The sequence below is a fragment of the Pararhizobium sp. LjRoot255 genome (genome assembly GCF_964252905.1).
Lineage (GTDB): Bacteria > Pseudomonadota > Alphaproteobacteria > Rhizobiales > Rhizobiaceae > Pararhizobium.
In genome coordinates this window covers 1095919-1114594 of sequence record NZ_CAXUPQ020000002.1, presented here as the reverse complement: position 1 = coordinate 1114594, position 18676 = coordinate 1095919, and the positions used below count along the sequence as shown (strand labels likewise).

Genomic DNA, 18676 nt, shown 5'->3' with positions numbered 1-18676 from the left:
GTCCTGATGGCTAGTCGACTGGGAAACGGACTATCCGAGCGGACTATCGGCGAGCTATCTTCCAGCTATGGGCAACAGGCGTGCTCCAGCCGCGGCGGCTTCTTGCCGGTTCCTTACCCGTAGGCTGCGGAAAAGGGCCGCCATGTGAATCTTCACGGTTCCTTCGCCAAGGTGAAGCTTGCGGGCAATTTCCTTGTTGGAAAAACCTTCGATCAGGAGCAAGAGGACCTCGCGTTGCCGGGGCGTAAGGAATTCTATGGCGCGATTAGCCCCGTCCGCCCCCCCTTTTGCGACCGGCGTCGCCACCGTTTCCACCGAGTAGGGCGTGCGGCCGGCGACGGACGGTGGAACATAGATGGCTCCGTTGAGAATGGCTTTTATCGCAGCGGCAAGCTCGGTCGCGCCAAGTCCCTTCGGTACGTAACCGTGTACTCCCGCTGTCAGCGCGGTTAGAATATCGGCCCGCCGCGACGAACCCGAAACGACCGCCACCTTCAGATCCGGGTGGACGTCGCGAACGGCGCCTAGGCTCACCGCGCTTTCCATGCCCGGCATGGCGAGGTCGAATAGCGCCAGCGAAACGTCGTCACGGTCGGACAGCCGCTCGATTGCCTCGTCAAGCGACCCCGCCTCGACCACCTCGGTGAAGCCGAGTTTGCTCTTCAGAATGGCGTTTAGCGCGATCCTGAAGAATTCGTCATCATCGGCAATAAGTGCGACGCGCAACCCATCCATCGAAACTCTCCCCCGCCAACTATGAACCCGCCGTTGGATGATCCTGACCCTCAAGGCGGTTCCTCCGAAAGAGGCTACAGAATGATTTACAACTAACGATCGTCCCGGGGGATGGGTTCCCGTCAAATCTCCTATTTTGAATTTATCCGCATTGGCGATCAATCAACTGTGCACCGTACGACCGGCATTGATTCCGTTCCGGCGGACAATCCGTCCACACCAGAGAAGGCGCCTCTCGGCAAAAAACTCTATTTCGATCCGCGGCTTTCAGCCACGTCCACGCAATCGTGCGCAAACTGGTCACAGCCCAGGCATGGGTGGGGCGACGGTCTGGCCGTGGGCGTCGGCACGGTATGGTGAGGCTCAGCCGACGTTCCCCGACCATCGTAAATGCCGCGTGGGGCGCCGTTGCCGCGCGGCAAGCCTCCGAGCGGCTCGTATAGCGGCTCATCTCCATCCGCGCGTGGCATAAAGCGCGGGCCTACGCTCGCCTTTTGAGCTTCGATTTCTTCGGCGCCTCTACGTTTCTCGTTAACGGGAACCGAGAGAGTTAACCGGGATGTCGGTTCATGGAACCTCGAACGTTCCGGTCAGGCCCGCCTGGGCGAGCGTATGCTTCCTGGCCTCACGCCACATCGCCTCAATGCCGGCAGACGACGGCACGGAGAGATTTGGAACGTCGAGCGCTGCCAGCCGGAAGTGGTAGTGATGCACGCCATGACCCTTTGGCGGCTGAGGCCCGTCGTAACGCGCGTTGCCGAAATCGTTTTCCGCAAACCGAGGGCCGCCGCCGGGTGCGGTATCCGGGCTTTCTGGTAGCTCGTTTACTTCGGCCGGTATGTTGAAAACGCCGCAGTGCCTGAACGTGCCGCTGGGCGCGTCAGGGTCTTCGACGATCAACGCAAAACTCTGCACACCCTCCGGGGCGCCATTCCAAGCCAAGGGCGGAAAAAGGTTCTCGCCCATTCTTGAATACTTCGCTGGTATCCTGCCGCCATCGGCAAAGGCGGAACTTACAAGTGTCAGCGACATCTCAGCCTCCTGTTTGAACTTCGCACGTCGGCGTTCTCTGCTGCTGGTGGTGGTGTGTGTTGTAACAAAACGGGCGCCTGAATTGTTCCCATGCCTGGACGCAGTTACCCGACTTTCCAGCCGATGCCGAATTTGATGGCGTTGCGGACCAAATCTGTCCGCGTGCGCCGGACAAACATGCGGATGTGACCGTCCCGTTTCCTCCATCCCAACCGTCCCAGGCAGGTAACAATCGAATCTGTTGAGGTGGAAACGGCGATCAAAGGACATGTGCTGCCCCGACAACCTGCTCTGCCACAGCTATCGCAACTTCGGCCACAGCGTTTCGAGTTGTTCCAACAACTGCTCCTGCGTGTATCTTTCAGCTGCCATCATATGGAGGATGTGTAACGCAACATCCTTCCCCGCGTCACTGTCGCTCGCGATACTTCTGCTGGCACACCAAATGGCCAAGGCATCGCGCATAACCCGAATGTCGTAGGCGGTATAAGGCTGGAATTGGACCACCATCGCATCCTCCCGTTGCCAAACCATTCCCGAAGGTATTTTGCGCCTGATCAGCTATCGGAACAATATGCGCGAAATCGGTGTTGGCCGAAAGAATGTATTCGTCAACGCCGCCCCGGGTTCTTTTCTTTTCCCAGATGCCGCAATTCTCGATCCTGTGACCGCGCGGGATTTTGCCGACGGTGGGAAAGACCGGTGCTTCGTTGCAGCTTTCGCAGGTGTCGCCGACGAGGTCGTAGGCCATGGATGCGATGTTGGTGGTGTATGATGCAGCGAGACGGATCAATCCGGGCTCCATTTGTGAACCTGCAAAGAACCTTGAACGACACGCCGCATCAGACACGTCATAAGAAAATCGTCATCTGGAACCTCTGCGCTAGATAATAGATGGGTCGAACTGCAGCACGAAAGAGGAGACAGCCATGTTGGCAATTCTGGTTGGCGCAATTCTAATAATCTGCGGTGTGCTATATCTTTTTTGGGAAGCGCTGGGCCGTCGTCGACTGAGCGATCCTCATCGATCTTATGGAGCCGATACCGAACCTACGTTGGAGCCGCGGCAACAGGGCCTCAGCTTTCTGGGCTTGGTGAGGAATTGGCCCGGTCTGTTTTTGCTGGTTGCAGGGGCGGTTCTCTTGATGCTTGGAGCTTGGGCTTAACAGGCCCATTTTCGTCGAAGCTCAACCGTCGCTAACAGGGCGATGGATTAGCGCCGCGATCCGGGAGCGCCCTGCCCCCGTCTTGTCTTCAGAGACACGAACGGACACGGCTTGGCGCGTATGGCTCGGCGCCACGCTTGCCCCGCCAAGACTACGGAAAAGAGCTGGAAAGCAAGGCATCACCTACGACATCGGCGACAGGGAACGCACCAAAACCGGACGTCGCCGGACGCGGCAAGCAGCGCAAAGGCAGGATTATCCTGCGCTCAGACCACGGAAATCGAACGCAACCTGCTGATAGCCGCAACTTGCCAGATCGATCACTGCGGCGCGAACCAAAGGTTAGCACATGAAAGAAACCCTTCTCCTCACTTTCAATGCGGGCTCATCCACCGTGAAGATCGGTATCTACAAGGTGGGCGGTGGAAAGCCGGGGCGGATCGGCAAAGCCGTCGTCGACTTCGCGTTTCAAGCACGGACATTGCACCTCAAGGAAGGCCCGGCACAATTCGACCTGCCCTTGAAAGCCGATGCCGGGGACAATCTGTTGGATCTGACAGACGAGGTATTGAGGGGACTTGGCGTGCATTTCGATCTCGACGCTGTCACCACGGCGGGCCACAGGATCGTCCATGGCGGCGATGTGTTTTCCGGCCCTGTTGAGCTCGATGCGAAGGCGATCGCAGAAATCACATCGTTGACGAAGTTGGCGCCTCTCCACCAGCCCCAGGCTTTGCGACTGGTCAACGCCGTCAAGCACCTGCGTCCGCACCTGTTCCAGACCGCCTCGTTCGACACCACTTTCCATGCGACCCAGGCCGATCTGGTCCGGCGGCTGGCGATACCCCGCGCCTATCACGACCAGGGGGTCAAACGGTACGGTTTCCACGGCCTGTCCTACCGGCATGTGGCGGGCGAACTCACCCGCAAAGCGCCCGATGTCGCGGATGGCAAGGTTGTCATGGCCCATCTCGGCAGCGGCGCTAGTCTCTGCGCCATTGACAAGGGGATCAGCCGCGATTCCAGCATGGGCTTTTCAACGCTCGACGGCATTCCGATGGCAACGCGACCGGGCTGGCTGGATCCGGGCGTCCTTTTGCATTTCCTCGGCCCATTGGGCAAATCCGTCAAGGAAGTGGAGGACATGCTCTACTACCAGTCGGGCTTGCTGGGCGTCTCCGGGTTGAGCGGCGATATCCGTAATCTCGTCATGGACGGTGGGGTACAAGCCAAGGAGGCTATTGACCTCTTTACGTTGCGCATTGCCGGCGAAGTGGCGCGCCTGGCATCCACGCTTGAAGGCTTGGACGCACTCGTCTTCACGGCAGGCATCGGCGAGAACCAGCCGAAAATCCGGGCACTCGTCTGCGAGCGGCTGCTATGGCTCGGCGTCGAGGTGGATCCCATCGAGAACGAAAACCACGCGTGGAAAATCAGCTCGTCGACAAGCCGAGTTGCGGTTTTCGTCGTTCCTACCGATGAAGAGCAGACAATCGCGGAAGAAGCGCTGTCCGTCGCTCGCAATTCGGCAAAATGATCCATGTCATGGCAGCAGCCCGTGTTGCGCGATAAATGTGTTGACTTACTCAAGGGAGCAAACAGATGCAGCCAGCCACCCTTCCCACAGGAACGCCGGAAATCGATGATGCGGAACTCACGCTCATTGACCGCTACTGGCGCGCTTCGAACTATCTGTCCGTCGGGCAGATCTACCTGCTCGACAACCCGCTGCTGCGCGAACCGTTGGAAGCGAAGCACATCAAGCCACGCCTGCTTGGCCACTGGGGCACGACGCCGGGCCTCAATTTCATCTATACGCATCTCAACCGGGTCATCCGCAACCGCGATCTCAGTATGATCTATGTCTGTGGTCCCGGCCATGGCGGGCCGGGCATGGTGGCGAGCACTTATCTCGAAGGCAGTTACAGTGAGATCTATCCGGAGATCACCCAGGACGCCGCCGGCATGCAAAAACTCTTCCGCCAGTTCTCCTTCCCAGGCGGCATTCCGAGCCATGCGGCGCCCGAGACACCCGGCTCCATCCATGAGGGCGGCGAACTCGGCTATGCGCTGGTCCATGCCTGTGGCGCGGCCTTCGACAATCCTGATTTGGTTGTCGCCTGCGTCGTCGGCGATGGCGAGGCCGAGACCGGACCGCTCGCCGCAAGTTGGCATTCGAACAAGTTTATCAACCCCGCTCGCGACGGCGCCGTACTGCCGATCCTGCATCTCAACGGCTATAAGATCGCCAGTCCGACACTGCTTGCGCGCACCAGTGACGAGGATCTCTCGGATCTTTTCCGGGGTCATGGCTACGAGCCTTTCTTCGTAGAAGGACAAGAGCCGGAAAACATGCATCGGCAAATGGCCGCAACCTGCGACAAGGTATTCGATCGGATTCGCGAGATACAGCGCCAGGCTCGCGAAGGAAGCCCGTTCGACGACTGCCCACGTTGGCCGATAATCGTACTCCGCAGCCCAAAGGGCTGGACAGGTCCGAAGGAAGTAGATGGCAAGAAGGTGGAAGGCTTCTGGCGAGCGCATCAGGTGCCGGTCGCCAATTGCCGGGACGATGCCGATCATCGCAAGATCCTCGAGGATTGGATGCGCAGCTATGATCCGGACGATCTGTTCGACGCCAAAGGTACGCTGAAACCGGAGCTTCGGGCGCTTGCGCCGAAGGGTCAGCGCCGAATGGGCGCCAATCCGCATGCCAATGGCGGTCTCTTACGCAGAGAACTCGCGGTGCCGGATATTCGCGATTACGCGGTGACGGTGAACAACCGCGGCGAGACAATCGTCCAGACAACCGAGGTTCTCGGACGCTATCTTCGCGATATCCTGAAGCTCAACGCAGAGAACGCCAATTTCCGCATCTTCGGCCCGGATGAAACGGACTCCAACCGTCTGGGCAGTGTGTTCGAAGTCACCGATCGCATTTGGATGCAGGAGATCGAGCCTTACGACGTGCATCTTTCGCGGGAGGGCCGGGTTATGGAGGTCTTGAGCGAACACCTTTGCCAGGGCTGGCTGGAAGGTTATCTCCTGACCGGTCGGCACGGTTTCTTCTCCTGCTACGAAGCGTTCATCCACATCGTGGATTCGATGTTCAACCAGCATGCCAAGTGGCTGAAGGTGTCCCGCGAACTTCCCTGGCGCAAACCGGTCTCCTCGCTCAACTATCTCCTCACCTCGCATGTGTGGCGGCAGGATCATAACGGCTTCAGCCACCAAGACCCCGGCTTTATCGACCTGGTCGCCAACAAGCGCGCCGATACCGTGCGCATCTATCTGCCGCCGGATGCCAATACGTTGCTATGGGTTGGCGACCATTGCCTGAGGACCTGGGACCGCGTCAATGTCATTGTTGCCGGCAAGCAGCCGGAACCGCAATGGCTGCCGATGGACGAGGCGATCCGGCATTGCGAAGCTGGCATCGGCAGATGGGACTGGGCTGGCAACGAAGTTGAGGCGGTCGAGCCGGATGCGGTGATGGCCTGCGCCGGCGACGTGCCTACGATGGAGACATTGGCAGCCGTGACCCTGCTGCGGCAGGCGTTACCCGACCTGACGATCCGGGTGGTTAATGTTGTCGATCTCTTGGCGTTGCAATCGGCGGAACAGCACCCGCACGGCCTCGCCGACGAGGCCTTTGATCGGCTGTTCACCAAGGATCGGCCGGTAATCTTTGCCTATCACGGCTATCCCTATTTGATCCACCGATTGACCTACAAGCGCGCCAACCACGGCAACATCCACGTTCGCGGCTTCATAGAAGAGGGGACGACGACGACTCCCTTCGACATGGCGGTATTGAACCAGCTCGATCGCTATCACCTTGCCCTCGAGGTGATCAAACGGGTGCCGGGGCTTAAGGAAAAGGCGACCGGCGCCATTGACGCACTCGAGGCGAAGCTAGCCGAACATCACCGGTACGTCCGCCAATATGGCGAGGACATGCCGGAAATCCGCGACTGGATTTGGGATCGCTAAGAGCTTTCTTGTCCAAATGACCCTGCCCGCGAGGCAGACGGCCGGAAGCGGGGCAAGTTCCGGCGCCCACCGTTCGGGCGGTTTCCAACGACCACCTACCGGTCCGCGATATGTGGCTGCGCTACTACATTTCTGTGAGGCGCTCTGTCCGCTACCGCACACGCCCAGTCACATCGGAACAAGACACCAGTTCGCCCGTTGGGGAGTTATATGAACGCATCAGAGGAGGTGGAATTCAATTCCCACATTACCCCTATCCGCGAAGTTATAGTCAAAAGGAGGAAGAGATGGCTGTGCGCGATGTCCTGTGGACCCATCCGTTGAAAGTTACCTTGCGCTCCGGTTTGGAACGCACCTTCGGCAGCGTCTACGAAGCCCTCGATTTCCTGCAAAACGAATGGCCCCTCAAGCAAGGAGAACGCTATGGTCGCGCCATCTCCTCCTGCAGGCGGGCATTGGACCGGATGACACCACCGGCGGTGGCGCGTGAGGCATTTATTGCCGCATGCCAGGAGGCTGACATGCCGGCGGTAATGGCCGCGCCGCTTCCTTACGGTCGGTTAAGCCAACGCGGACCCTCGGCTGAAGTCTGATTGTCGAAGGCTGCACGGGCAACTTGGCTGCCCCAACTCATAGCTCCTGTGGCGATACCTGAACCCGGCCCGGCGCCGGGTTCTTTTTCAACCCGAATGCCACTTGAACGCATCCCATTAAAATTCCACGCCGCGCCCATCACTGTGGCTATCATGGCGCCAGCAAAAGAGCGATTGGCGGGTCGCACGACCTCACAGGCCGGCTCTCGCATGAGACCAGTATCGTTGGATGATCGGCCTGGTGGAAATAATCGCTGATGGGCTGCCGATCATAGGTCATCGCTGCACTCTTGGCGCATTGTAGCTCAGTTCTTTCAGCTCTGCAGAGGGGCAGCCTACACGACTTTACCATTAAATCAGAAGTCAGTTGCGAGCGGGCTGGAACAGCTCAACGAAATTCCCGGAAGGATCGATCAACAGGATTTGCGATCCGCCCGGCCCCATGACGATATCGTTACGGAATTGTACTCCGGCAGTGCGTAAACGAACGACCTCTGCAGGCAAATCATCGACGATGAGGTGAATGCGATTCCAGCCACCAGGCCGCGGTCGCTCACCGTCGGGCATCGGTCGTCCCGCCGAGCTGGTCGGCCCACTGAGCAATAGCCGCAACGATCCGCGCTTGATGTCGGCAAAAGCGGGTGCGTGACTGGAGAGAAGCGAAAAGCCCAAGTGTCTGGCGTACCATTCGACGGCAGCCTCGACGTCATCGACCATGTAGCGCACATTGACGATAGTGTCTGACATTCCTGCCTCCTGACCTTAGAACCGCCGAGCCACCTTCGGCCCGGCAGTGGCGTGGACACGTGATGTTTTGATACCTCGTCGTCTCGCCCTCTGCCTCGAACTATGCGTTCGGTTGCTTCCGGCGACCTCTGCCCTGCCGTGCTCTGCTTCAGTGACCACAACCAGCGGGAAGATGGCTATTTCTCCGCGCAGACACTATGCCGATTGAACGAGTATCGATGAAGAAGGTGGCCGCGCCTATGCTGCCGGTGGACGATAGCGAATCGACTTTGCCTTTCCCAGGGCTTCCATTGTCTCCTCGACGGTGAGGAGGACAGTGGTCTCACACGAGCTGAGCGCGCCTCCTGCGCCAATAGCAAGCGAGACAGCCGCCATTGAAACGTTGTCAGGCGCCTCCCACAAATTCCAACCATCATGCTCGCCAAAGGCGTACCAGAACCCATGGAGCTTTCCGCCTACAGATTCAATGTAAGTACGCGCCGCGTCTCGGCGATCCTCGGGGTTTTCGATCATGCGCGCCCAAGTCTCGGGCGTGTAGCTGAAGCGCGTGAGATACATGGCCATGGCTTGCCTCCTCCGCTTCATGCCAAACGGGACATTTCGCAGTGGATGCAGGAACGACAATCATTGACTGCACCCGCATGTTCATTTCCGCGAGTCGCGCAGGTTACGTCCAGACGACGGTTTCGATTTGTTCGAGGTGCCGGGCCGCTGCGACCGATTGTCCAGCGATTTTCCGCCCCTTGATCGCAAACGGACAATACCCGGCTATCAAACGCCTTCCCGTGGCCCGTGTTGGCACGCGAGTGGCATCGTGGAGCGCCTTTCACAGTGGATACGTTCCTTCCGGCCTCCGCAATCGCGGCAAATGGTCGTTGCAACCGAGAATGAAGTGAACATTCTTGAATTCAGAGGGTTAATATCAGATCTACATCAAGAGGCACTGCCGTGGATTTCGCGCAGATGATTCGACCGCTTGAAATCTGGTTCAGTACATTCGTGTTGAGCGAATGGACGTTCTACCAGCTCGGGATTATCGCGGTCGGGTACATGTTCGCCTCCTTCGTCGCATCCAGAACCGAGCCGGCGATGGAAACCAGGGCCCGGCGCATCAAGGGCAACCCAGATCTGCTGCGCGTCATCATCGCCTTCATGCGTCGCCTGAAATGGCTTTTTCTGATCCTTTGGCTGTGGCTTGCGAACGTCATTCTCACACAGGGTACCTGGCCCTCGCAGCGTTGGCTGGTCTCGACGGCGCTGACCCTGGCGGCCGCCTGGTTTGTAATTTCCGTGCTTACCAAGATCATCCGCAACCCGACCTTGTCGCGCGGGGTCGCCATCGTAAGCTGGGGGTACCTCGCCCTATACGCCACCGGGCTTGACGGTCCTGTCCTGTCGACGCTGGATGGTGCCGCTGTCAATCTGGGGGCGATGCGTTTCTCGCTGCTGATCGTCCTAAAGGCGGTTGTCCTAACAATCGCCCTTATCTGGGTCGCAGTGCTGATCGGCAATGTGCTTTCCCATTGGGTCCAACGCTCGGGCGACCTTTCGCCATCGTTCAAAGTACTGATCAGCAAGGTCATCAAGATCGTTCTGATCATAATCGCCGGCGCGATCGCATTGTCCGCGACGGGTATCGATCTCACGGCGCTAACAATCTTTTCGGGTGCTGTCGGTGTTGGAATTGGCTTCGGACTGCAGAAGGTAGTGTCCAATTTCATTTCCGGGATCATCATCCTGCTCGACAAGTCGATCAAGCCGGGCGACACGATCACGCTTGGCGACACATTCGGATCCATTCGCGATCTCCGTGCACGTTTCGTGTCGGTCATTACCCGCGACGGGAAAGAATACCTTATCCCCAACGAGGACTTCATCTCGCAGCAGGTGGTGAACTGGTCCTTTTCCAGCGACTATGTCCGTATCGATGTCGATTTCGGCACGTCATACGATAGCAATCCGCATGACGTGGTTCGGATCGCGATCGAAACTGCATCGGCCGTTCCCCGCGTCGCTAACGAATACAAGGCCCCGGTCTGCTGGATGACGGCCTATGGTGCCTCCTCGCTGGATTTCCGCCTTCGCTTCTGGATCTCCGATCCGGCAAACGGTCTGACGAATGTGCGCGGCCAAGTTCTGATGGCATTATGGGATGCGTTCAAGGAGGCGGGGATATCCATCCCCTTCCCGCATCGAGAAATCATCATGAAGACGCCCGTGGAGATTCAACGACCGCCGGGGCGGGGCACCGTGAAGACGGACTAGCCAGCTCCTTCTTATACTTCCCAGTCTGGTCGGCGTATCCCGAGTTGAGAGTATACCGAGTGTGACTTTCAACGCAGCCATTACGACATGATGACAGGTTGACGCCGACCAGCGTCCCTTCGCTTGTTGCTTGTAAACGGACTGGAACCGCCGACAAAGAACCTTCGATTCCCGATAAGGCATCCGCGAGACATTGCTTGGCGAGCGGCGGCCTGGTCTACGTCTTGCCGGGGTTGCCCGACTGAAGCAGAGCGGGCCGCCGAACACCTGTCCGCAGGCTCCTGGTGACACCGTTTTTCTTGGCCGCCTGACTGTTGGCACGCCCCGCCGCCTGGGCAGCGGGGCAGTTGGCCTTCAAGCCCGCGGCTACCTATTGCGACTTTTGAGGATCGTCCGCCGGATTGACATATTTGAAGCCCCATGGGCCATTGGTGGTGACTTGGACGACAGTCTCCTCATCGAAGTAAACGAAATGCGCAGTGCCGGGCGGTAACGCGAAGAAACTGCCTGCAGGCAGTGCCTTGGTAGCGCTCCGATCAGCGGTTTCGCCCATCCCAAGATTAGTCGTCCCTGATATGACCGTGACCACCTCATTTGCCGGATGCGTGTGCGGTGCGATCGCATACCCAGACGGCACTTTGAGCCGAAGGGCAAACAAACCTTCCTTGGTGGGATCGCCGAACAAGACTGCCGCTTCTGCTCCGGCAGGAAGCATTTTGGGGGCCGGGGCCCACTTGATATCGTTGGGCGCGATCATTGTGTGCGCATCCTCTGCCGAGGCAAAGGAGGCGATTCCGCAGAATCCGATCCAGCCGATTGCAATTATCGATGCGATCTTCATGATAACCCTCCCTATATCGCCGGGCCTTCCACCTCGGCTGCGCGCTGGGGCAGGCTCGCGAAACGCCCAGAATAAGGCCGTAGACCACGTCTGAGCAAGCACTCCTCGGTCATTCGAGCACCGAGATCGCCGTGGAAACCGATTCCAGCGTCACCAACGCGACAGTCCAGAGCATGATCAAGAACGCTCCCGTCGAAAGACGTAGTCGTGAACCGCCGGGAACCCGCTCAATTGTGGCGGAACACCAGCTACAACGCGCGATTCCGGATTGAACTCGGACTGCGACAAGCTGGTGCCAACCGGGACGCGATCGGCGCCTGGCTGGAAGTCAGCCGGAAGCAGGCTTGCCCAGCGTGCGCTTGGAGCCGGTTCGCGACGAGTTATGCGCGATGAGGGCGAGGCCCGCGCTGCGGTGACAGCCCGGGCCTCTTGTCGCTTTTTCCACTAATGATGGCGGCGACTTTTGGAGGCTTGGCCTCGGGGACCGACAAAGCCTCCAGCCGATCGAAGGAGGTTGCGTCTTGGATCGGCACTTAATATTAGCAATATGAGATATGTTCGCAATGTCAGCGGACATCATCATCTTGACGGTTCGCGAGCGAACGGCGTTTGATGTCGTGCACATCACTGCTACGCCTGCCGGGTAGGAAAGGTGCCCGCTCGTCGGCCGGTTCGTCCATAAGGCGCACGGTGGTTGGACACCGGCTATAACCAGCTCATCAATCCGGATAGGCGCTTCGATGGCCGGCGGCAGACGCGCCCTTTCCTTTGGTATCTCTGGCTTTAGCTGATGGCTCCGGCTGCGGAGGCTACCTTGCAAATACGGAATTATACTAACCGGGGACCGGGGTTATCGTGGTCTGACGGCATAGAGGGGATTGCCGTTAGGTAAAAGGCCGGGCACTGGCGGATGCCCAGCCTTTCAGCTGCGTGGCCTGAGCGCGAAATTGCCTCAGGCGGCTTTGCTGAAGGTTCGTCCTTCCTTACCGAGATAGGCGTCGAATGCCGCAGCGACGGAACGGACGATGAAGCGGTGCTGCTTGTGCACGCGAATTGCGCCCCCCGCCATATGAATGAGGCCGTCGCGGCGCAGTTCGTCGAGTTTTCGGTTATCCTCGAGGATAAGCTGAGGATCGAAGCCATTCCTTCCGGCGATTGCTGCGACATCGACAGTGAAATCGCACATGACCCGCTCGATCAGCTCTGCCCGGAACCGGTCCTCCGGTGTCAGATGATAGCCCTTGGTGATGGCAAGCTCGCCGGCAGCGACGCGATTGGCGTAAAGGCCTGGGGGCACTTCGTTCTGGGCATAACCTTGAGCGAATTTTCCGATCGCCGAGGCACCAAGGCCGATGAGCGTCGTGCAGTCATCCGTGGTGTGGCCCTGAAAATTGCGGTGGAGCCGACCGCTCATCTGCACCACGGAGAGTTCGTCTTCGGGCAAGGCGAAGTGGTTCAGCCCTATCCTGTCGTATCCGACGGCAACGAGGGCCCTTGCGATCGCGTCGGCCTGCTCGGCCCGCGCATGCGCATCCGGCAGCGCGGCTTCGTCGATCATCCGCTGATGTTTCTTGAAGGCCGGGATATGGGCATAACCGAACACGGCAAACCGGTCCGGACGCATGGCGACCGCCGCCTCGACCGTTGCGCCGCAGGATTCGGCCGTTTGATGCGGCAGGCCATAAATCAGGTCGAAATTCAGACGCGTGACGCCCGCCTTCTCAAATGCGTTACGGCCGCGGCGATGACCTCGACGCTCTGAATGCGGTTGATCGCTTTCTGGACGACCGGGTCGAAGCTTTGCACGGCTTGCGCGCGTGACGCCCGCCTGGCCAAGAGCGGCTACCATCTCGCCTGTCAAGGTTCGAGGGTCTATTTCAACCGCCGTGTTGATATCCGGCGCGCATCCGAGCTTGTTTCGGATCGCGTCCATCAGCGCAACGAATTCGCCGGGCTGAATAATCGTCGGCGTACCGCCACCGAAATGGATTTCTCCGACCGATAGGCTCTGGTTGCGTACCTGTGCGACCAGCTCGATCTCACGATGCAGAACATCGAGATAATCCAGGATCGGCCGATCCCGTTCAGTGATTGTCGTATGGCACCGCAGTACCAGCACATCGAGCGGCAAAACGGGATATGAAGATAGAGCGACGTGCGTTCGCCGGAGGGAATGGATGCGATCCAGTCGGTATAGATCGTCTTGTCGGGCAGCGCGGCAAAGTGCGGCGCGGTCGGATAGCTGGTGTAGCGGGGCAGACGCGCCTCGCCGTATTTTTCCATGATTGCCTGGGACATCGGGCTTTCTTTGCTGTTCATCGTACAGCAAATCTAAAAGACGGCCGCCTGCCGGTCTTTGAGCAAGGTCAATGAAATTGCCCGCATTTGCGACGATTGTTTGCTCGGCAGCAAATTGCACGGGCTAGCCGGCGCCATGGTGCACTTGGCGTGTGAGAACCGCCAACTGTCGACGATCGTGCGCTCGCTCAAACCGCGCTGGCGTCGAAGATAATCCTCATAGGCCGCCCGCAATTCCGAGCGTGCAACTTCTTTCGGCGAAAGAGCTGGACGCTCCGTTCTCACTCCGCGGTCCGCGAGGAAGCTCACGAAGCGCTTCATCATAAAGTTGGCATAGGTTTCGCGTGATTGAATCCATCCGATGGCGGTGACAAGCTCGATCGCGCGCGCCGTTTATGCAACTGAGATAGAGCTTGATCGTGCTGGCCGCATGCTCCTGCTCAGCCAGCTTTTCAATGAAGCATCGTGTATGATCGCCAAACAGCGAGAAGGCGCGCTCATAACAATATCGATATCGATTGATCGTCATCTTGTTCTCCTTGCTTTCAACAAGGACAGACGGCGATCATTTCACCCCCAGCGCAATATACGCATCCTCATACTTCGCTTCTGCGGGCGTTGATCATCCCTTACCTTGAATTTACGGTTGGACCGCTCTCGACCCTTACCAGTCCTTGACGAGGCCAAGTTCAAGGACAGTTACGCGCTTGTTGCCGTCATTCAGATTTGCCCGCGTTCCAAGCAAGCCCTCCCGGCACGCTACCCCTCTCGTTCTTCTGGCCAAATTTTCATGGCCATGTCAGCAACATCGATCAATTCTCGCCGCCACGCACCGCTTTTGGCCTGCACGGCCATGCCGGTCGCGACGGTGATCACATAGCCCGCCAACGCTTTCGCGTTCCAGCCCGATGGCAGTTGACCGGCTTCCTGGAATTGCTCGAACCGTGCGGCGACGTCGGCTTCGGCCTGCCGCCTGAGTTTCGCCATTGCTTGCTGGACCGCCTCTGATTCCGGACTGGTGGCGAGCGCGCCCTGAATCATCAGGCAGCCCTCCGGGGTACCCTTGCCCGAGACTAGATCGACCTCGCCCATCAGAATTCCCCGCGCCACCTCGCGGGCGGATGTCTTGGCGAAAGCCTCCTCGTATAGACCTTCGCTGTAGCGGTCGTAGTGCTCGACGGCCTTCATGAACAAGCTCTCCTTGTTGCCGAAGGCATTGTAGAGGCTGGGCACTGTTAGCTCCATCGCCCGAGCCAGGGTGGAAATCGGCGTCCCTTCATATCCATGGCGCCAGAACAGGCGCAGCGCCGTATCGAGCGCCGCGCTTTCGTCGAACTGTCTCGGCCGTCCTCTGGGCATTTTTATAACCTTCGCTAGAAAATTCTTGACACGTCCGTTGCTGTTAATATTATAGGGATCATTCTAATAATCAAGCCACTCCCGCGCAGCGCGGGTCCTGACGTTGTGAGGAGAGCGGAAAATGCAACCGACAACCCACCCTCCGGCCGGCCGCAGAGAATGGCTCGGCTTTGCCGTTCTGGCGCTTCCCACCCTGCTCGTGTCGATGGACATGACAATCCTCTACCTAGCGACGCCGTCGCTGAGCGCCGCGCTCCAGCCGAGCGGTGCAGAGTTGCTGTGGATTTCCGACATCTACGGCTTCCTGATTGCCGGCGCGCTTATTCCCATGGGCGCCATCGGCGACCGCATCGGCCGACGCCGCCTGCTTCTAATCGGCTCGGTCTTCTTCGGACTTGCCTCGATCCTGGCAGCGTTCTCGACCAGTGCCACCATGCTGATCGCGGCCCGTGCCATCCTCGGTATCGCTGGTGCGACCCTGCTGCCTTCCACACTGGCGATGATCCGCAACCTGTTCCACTCGCCCAGAGAGCGCAGCTTCGCCATTGGTATCTGGACGACATGCTTTACGCTCGGCGGCGTACTCGGCCCGCTGGTCGGCGGTCTGCTGCTCCAGCATTTCTGGTGGGGCTCCGTCTTTCTCGTGGGCGTTCCCGCGATGGCGACGCTCGTGTTCCTCGGTCCGATCTTCCTGCCCGAGTTCCGGGAAGCCGACGGGCACGCGGTCGACGTCCCAAGCGTGGCGATGTCGATGGTCTCCTTGCTGGCAATCGCTTATGGCGTCAAGCATCTGGCCGAAAGCGGTATCACCGCGATTGCCGTCGCCGCATTCATGGTTGGCGGATCGGTTGGCTGGGCGTTCATCCTCCGGCAATCAAGGCTGACTGCACCGCTGGTCGATCTCAGCCTGTTCAGGAACAGCGCGTTCACCGCTGCACTCGGTGCGAACATGATGGCCCTGTTTGCCTGGGTCGGTGCATCGCTGCTGATCGCGCAATATCTGCAACTCGTAATCGGCATGTCGCCCATGACGGCGGGACTGTGGACCATTCCGCCGGCTATCGCCTGCGTGGTCGGGTGCCTGGGCGCACCCATTCTGGTGCAGCGGATCGCGCCCGCAGCAGTTGTCATGCTCGCCCTTCTGCTGGTGGCGACCGGCTTCGCGATCATGGCGGCATTCACATCCGGCTTCGGAGTGGTGGCGATCATTTCAGGCATGATCATTCTGGGGCTCGGCGTCGCGACCATCGTGACGCTGGGCACCGATCTGATCCTCATGACGGCGCCACCGGAAAAGGCCGGCGCGGCTTCAGCCATCTCTGAAACCGGCGCCGATCTTGGCGGTTCGTTCGGCGTGGCGGTGCTCGGAAGCGTCGGCGTAGCCGTCTATCGAACTGTTGTCGCCGTACCCGACGAGTTGAGCCAAGACCGTGCCGCGGCTGTGCGTGACACACTTGGGGCCGCTGTCGACGTCGCCAACGCCCTGCCAGGCCCTTCCGGTTCCGTCCTGCTTGCATCGGCTCAGCAGGCTTTCGAACAGGGCTTGGTGTTCGCTTCGGGAGCAGGATTCTGCGTCCTGTTGTCCACCGCAATTTTCTTTGCGTGGACCAACCTGCGCCGTGGTGCCCTGTGCCCAATTGAAAACAAGGGAGAAGTCTGATGACCAATCAGCGCAATGAACAGGCAATTCGTGCCCTGATCGACGACTGGACCGACGCCATCTGCAAGGGCGACATAGGCCGCGTTCTGGAAAACCGAACAGACGATATCGTCATGTACGACGTGCCTGAGCCGATCCAGGTAACAGGGATCGAGGCCTATAAGGAGACATGGAAGCTCTTCTTCGAACACAACGCGGCGGGGCCTGACCGCTTCAGGCTCAGTGACGTTCAGATCGTTGCCAGTGACGATGTCGCCTACGCCCATGGGCTACTCACGATCGGCGGCGGCGACGCCCATTGCCGCCTCACGCTCGGCTTGCGGCGTACCGACGGCGATTGGAACGTGACACACGAGCATCATTCGATTCCCATCAAGCTCGACTAATGCCGGAAACCATACAGGCGGCGGCGACGCATCAGGTTGCCTCTGCCGTTTGCCTCAAAGAAGATACTGCGACCGCGGGAACGGATATCGTCGACGAACGCTGTCGAGGTCGACACTTTGTTCATCGACAACCACACTGGCCAGGCAGTCGGCAGGTTTACTCTGCGATGCCGACGCTCACGGATTTCCTGTTGAACTCCCGCTTTCCACCCTTCTGCGACCTTCCTGCCGAGTCCGGCGTGCGTGGCCATACCATTCCACCTGCCTGCCGAGCACTACTCTTTAGATCTGAAATAGGCGTCTATTGTGCCGATATAGGGCGCGGGAAAGCCCACCAAACTGCGGTTCCAGCGCCTCCGGCGCGGCATAATCCGGCGCTCGGCATTATGGAACGTTTCATGCCAAGCACCGAAAACATACCGCTAATCGATGTCAGGACCATTGCTCCCGCCGAACGCCACCCCAGGATATTCGGCACACTCACCGCGCTGGCGCCCGGAGGGTCGATGCATGTGGCCAGCGATCATGATCCGCAGCCGCTCCACTACCAGATCGAAACCCGCTACCCGGACCAGTTCCAATGGCAGTATCTCGAGCAAGGGCCGGATGTGTGGCGCGACGAGATCAAGCGATACGAAAGTTCGGGCTGCGATTGCGCCTGCGGTCACTGACCGTTGGCGGAGCCTTTCAGATGAGGACAAAAAATGCCGGGCGCTAGACTTTCACGATGTCCTACTTCGCAGCGGCGCTTGTCTTCCTGGTGACCGGCGAAGCTCTGCTGGCGGGTGGTTTCGGCTACCGGCTCTTGCGATCGAAGCCCCCCGAAACTCTGGTCATCATCCACACCTTGCGATCGGCTGGCTCGGACTTCTGTTTTCGGGTGCGCTCCTGCAATTCGTGCCGGTTCTGGTCGCACCCCCTGCGTGCGCCAAGGCTGGCCCTGCCTGCGCGTCTTTTCATCCTCTGCGGGCTTTCGATGCTCATCCTGGGGTTTCTCGGTCTGAGCGGCAGGTTCGCGGTTTGGCCGGACATGTTGCCAAGCGGCGGGTTCCTTCTTGCCTGCTGCTTCGGTTCGCTCGGCTGGAGTCTTCCCGCGACGCTCCTGTCAGCCCGCCCCCTGGCGCTTCGGGACAAGTTCATCGCAACCGGCCTGGTTGCTATGATCGCCACCGCGGTGACGGGTCTGTGTTTCACGCTCGGGCTGTCCGGCTTTGTGAACGAAGCCCACCTGACCAATCTGCTCGTGGATGGGGTCGGCCTGCATGCGACGATGGGCCTATGGGGATGGATGACGGTGACGGCAATCGGGGTCAGCTACCGTCGCGAGCGTGTCGCATCGCGCTGACTCGCCCTCTATCTTCTGTCTGTCGCCACGGCCGCCAAAGATGCCGCCAGTCCCGTTCCCGGCGCGCCGCCGCGCGTGCTCGACATTCGGCGCAAGCGCTTGAATCCCGCGATACACGTCTCAGCGACTGCAGAGGTGGGAAAGGATTTGGTAAAGTTTCCAATTCCGCATCGAGCGCTATCTCTTGGAATGAGATTTGGCCGACCCCGAGCAGAAGGGTCTTCGCGACCGCAGTGACGCCTCGCAAGCCAAGGAG

18 protein-coding genes and 1 pseudogene are annotated in these 18676 nt (G+C 59.3%); 9 read left to right on the top strand and 10 right to left on the bottom strand.

Annotation, left to right across the window (positions count from 1 at the left end; translation table 11 throughout):
- Positions 1 to 54: 54 nt before the first annotated feature.
- The gene (locus ACSQ2W_RS24305) at positions 55 to 735 is read right to left on the bottom strand and encodes a LuxR C-terminal-related transcriptional regulator (protein WP_436088686.1); all 681 of its coding nucleotides are present in this window, start codon (positions 733 to 735) and stop codon (positions 55 to 57) included.
- A 111-nt stretch (positions 736 to 846) separates the two neighbouring features.
- On the opposite strand from ACSQ2W_RS24305, the gene ACSQ2W_RS24300 reads away from it, so the two are divergent.
- A complete protein-coding gene (locus tag ACSQ2W_RS24300; protein ID WP_436088685.1) occupies positions 847 to 1095 on the top strand; it encodes a cytochrome c peroxidase in 249 nt (82 codons plus the stop codon).
- Positions 1096 to 1302: 207 nt separating this feature from the next.
- Here ACSQ2W_RS24300 and ACSQ2W_RS24295 read toward each other — a convergent pair whose 3' ends face one another.
- Both ACSQ2W_RS24295 and ACSQ2W_RS24290 read right to left on the bottom strand, forming a co-directional pair.
- Positions 1303 to 1767 carry a YbhB/YbcL family Raf kinase inhibitor-like protein gene (locus ACSQ2W_RS24295; RefSeq protein WP_436088684.1) on the bottom strand — a complete coding sequence of 155 codons (465 nt, stop codon included), beginning with the start codon at positions 1765 to 1767 and terminating at the stop codon, positions 1303 to 1305.
- Between the two features lie 409 nt (positions 1768 to 2176).
- Positions 2177 to 2560: a hypothetical protein gene (locus ACSQ2W_RS24290; RefSeq protein ID WP_436088683.1), complete on the bottom strand. Its 384-nt coding sequence runs from the start codon at positions 2558 to 2560 to the stop codon at positions 2177 to 2179.
- Between the two features lie 722 nt (positions 2561 to 3282).
- Between ACSQ2W_RS24290 and ACSQ2W_RS24285 the strand changes: the two genes are divergently transcribed.
- The 3 genes from ACSQ2W_RS24285 (at position 3283) to ACSQ2W_RS24275 (ending at position 7519) form a co-directional block, all read left to right on the top strand.
- Entirely contained in the window at positions 3283 to 4470 is a 1188-nt protein-coding gene (locus ACSQ2W_RS24285) for an acetate/propionate family kinase (protein WP_436088682.1), read from the top strand.
- A gap of 65 nt (positions 4471 to 4535) precedes the next feature.
- Positions 4536 to 6926, top strand: a complete 2391-nt coding sequence (locus tag ACSQ2W_RS24280) for a phosphoketolase family protein (RefSeq protein ID WP_436088681.1) — start codon at positions 4536 to 4538, stop codon at positions 6924 to 6926.
- A gap of 287 nt (positions 6927 to 7213) precedes the next feature.
- Positions 7214 to 7519, top strand: a complete 306-nt coding sequence (locus ACSQ2W_RS24275; RefSeq protein ID WP_436088680.1) for a DUF982 domain-containing protein — start codon at positions 7214 to 7216, stop codon at positions 7517 to 7519.
- 151 nt (positions 7520 to 7670) lie between these two features.
- Here the strand turns inward: ACSQ2W_RS24275 and ACSQ2W_RS24270 are convergent, their stop codons facing one another.
- The 3 genes from ACSQ2W_RS24270 to ACSQ2W_RS24260 all read right to left on the bottom strand — a co-directional run bounded on the left by ACSQ2W_RS24270 (position 7671) and on the right by ACSQ2W_RS24260 (position 8830).
- Positions 7671 to 7871, bottom strand: a complete 201-nt coding sequence (locus tag ACSQ2W_RS24270) for a DUF4334 domain-containing protein (RefSeq protein ID WP_436088679.1) — start codon at positions 7869 to 7871, stop codon at positions 7671 to 7673.
- An 11-nt stretch (positions 7872 to 7882) separates the two neighbouring features.
- A complete protein-coding gene (locus ACSQ2W_RS24265) occupies positions 7883 to 8266 on the bottom strand; it encodes a VOC family protein (protein WP_436088678.1) in 384 nt (127 codons plus the stop codon).
- 237 nt (positions 8267 to 8503) lie between these two features.
- Positions 8504 to 8830, bottom strand: a complete 327-nt coding sequence (locus ACSQ2W_RS24260) for a GYD domain-containing protein (RefSeq protein ID WP_436088677.1) — start codon at positions 8828 to 8830, stop codon at positions 8504 to 8506.
- Positions 8831 to 9229: 399 nt separating this feature from the next.
- On the opposite strand from ACSQ2W_RS24260, the gene ACSQ2W_RS24255 reads away from it, so the two are divergent.
- Positions 9230 to 10531, top strand: coding sequence for a mechanosensitive ion channel family protein (locus tag ACSQ2W_RS24255; protein WP_436088676.1), 1302 nt, complete (start codon positions 9230 to 9232; stop codon positions 10529 to 10531).
- A 370-nt stretch (positions 10532 to 10901) separates the two neighbouring features.
- Here the strand turns inward: ACSQ2W_RS24255 and ACSQ2W_RS24250 are convergent, their stop codons facing one another.
- The 4 genes and pseudogenes from ACSQ2W_RS24250 to ACSQ2W_RS24235 all read right to left on the bottom strand — a co-directional run bounded on the left by ACSQ2W_RS24250 (position 10902) and on the right by ACSQ2W_RS24235 (position 15029).
- On the bottom strand, positions 10902 to 11372 hold the full coding sequence (locus ACSQ2W_RS24250; RefSeq protein WP_436088675.1) for a cupin domain-containing protein: 471 nt from the start codon (positions 11370 to 11372) through the stop codon (positions 10902 to 10904).
- Between the two features lie 952 nt (positions 11373 to 12324).
- Positions 12325 to 13670 (bottom strand): annotated as a pseudogene (gene hemN, locus ACSQ2W_RS24245) (oxygen-independent coproporphyrinogen III oxidase).
- 217 nt (positions 13671 to 13887) lie between these two features.
- Positions 13888 to 14199, bottom strand: coding sequence for a hypothetical protein (locus tag ACSQ2W_RS24240; protein WP_436088674.1), 312 nt, complete (start codon positions 14197 to 14199; stop codon positions 13888 to 13890).
- Between the two features lie 230 nt (positions 14200 to 14429).
- Entirely contained in the window at positions 14430 to 15029 is a 600-nt protein-coding gene (locus ACSQ2W_RS24235; protein ID WP_436088673.1) for a TetR/AcrR family transcriptional regulator, read from the bottom strand.
- 121 nt (positions 15030 to 15150) lie between these two features.
- Between ACSQ2W_RS24235 and ACSQ2W_RS24230 the strand changes: the two genes are divergently transcribed.
- The 4 genes from ACSQ2W_RS24230 (at position 15151) to ACSQ2W_RS24215 (ending at position 18420) form a co-directional block, all read left to right on the top strand.
- On the top strand, positions 15151 to 16689 hold the full coding sequence (locus tag ACSQ2W_RS24230; protein WP_436088672.1) for an MFS transporter: 1539 nt from the start codon (positions 15151 to 15153) through the stop codon (positions 16687 to 16689).
- Entirely contained in the window at positions 16689 to 17075 is a 387-nt protein-coding gene (locus tag ACSQ2W_RS24225; RefSeq protein WP_436088671.1) for a YybH family protein, read from the top strand. Before ACSQ2W_RS24230 ends, ACSQ2W_RS24225 begins: the two co-directional genes overlap by 1 nt.
- A gap of 398 nt (positions 17076 to 17473) precedes the next feature.
- Entirely contained in the window at positions 17474 to 17746 is a 273-nt protein-coding gene (locus tag ACSQ2W_RS24220; RefSeq protein ID WP_436088670.1) for a DUF2249 domain-containing protein, read from the top strand.
- A gap of 56 nt (positions 17747 to 17802) precedes the next feature.
- Positions 17803 to 18420 (top strand): hypothetical protein, encoded by a 618-nt coding sequence (locus tag ACSQ2W_RS24215; protein WP_436088669.1) that lies wholly within the window; start codon positions 17803 to 17805, stop codon positions 18418 to 18420.
- The last annotated feature ends 256 nt before the right edge of the window (positions 18421 to 18676 follow it).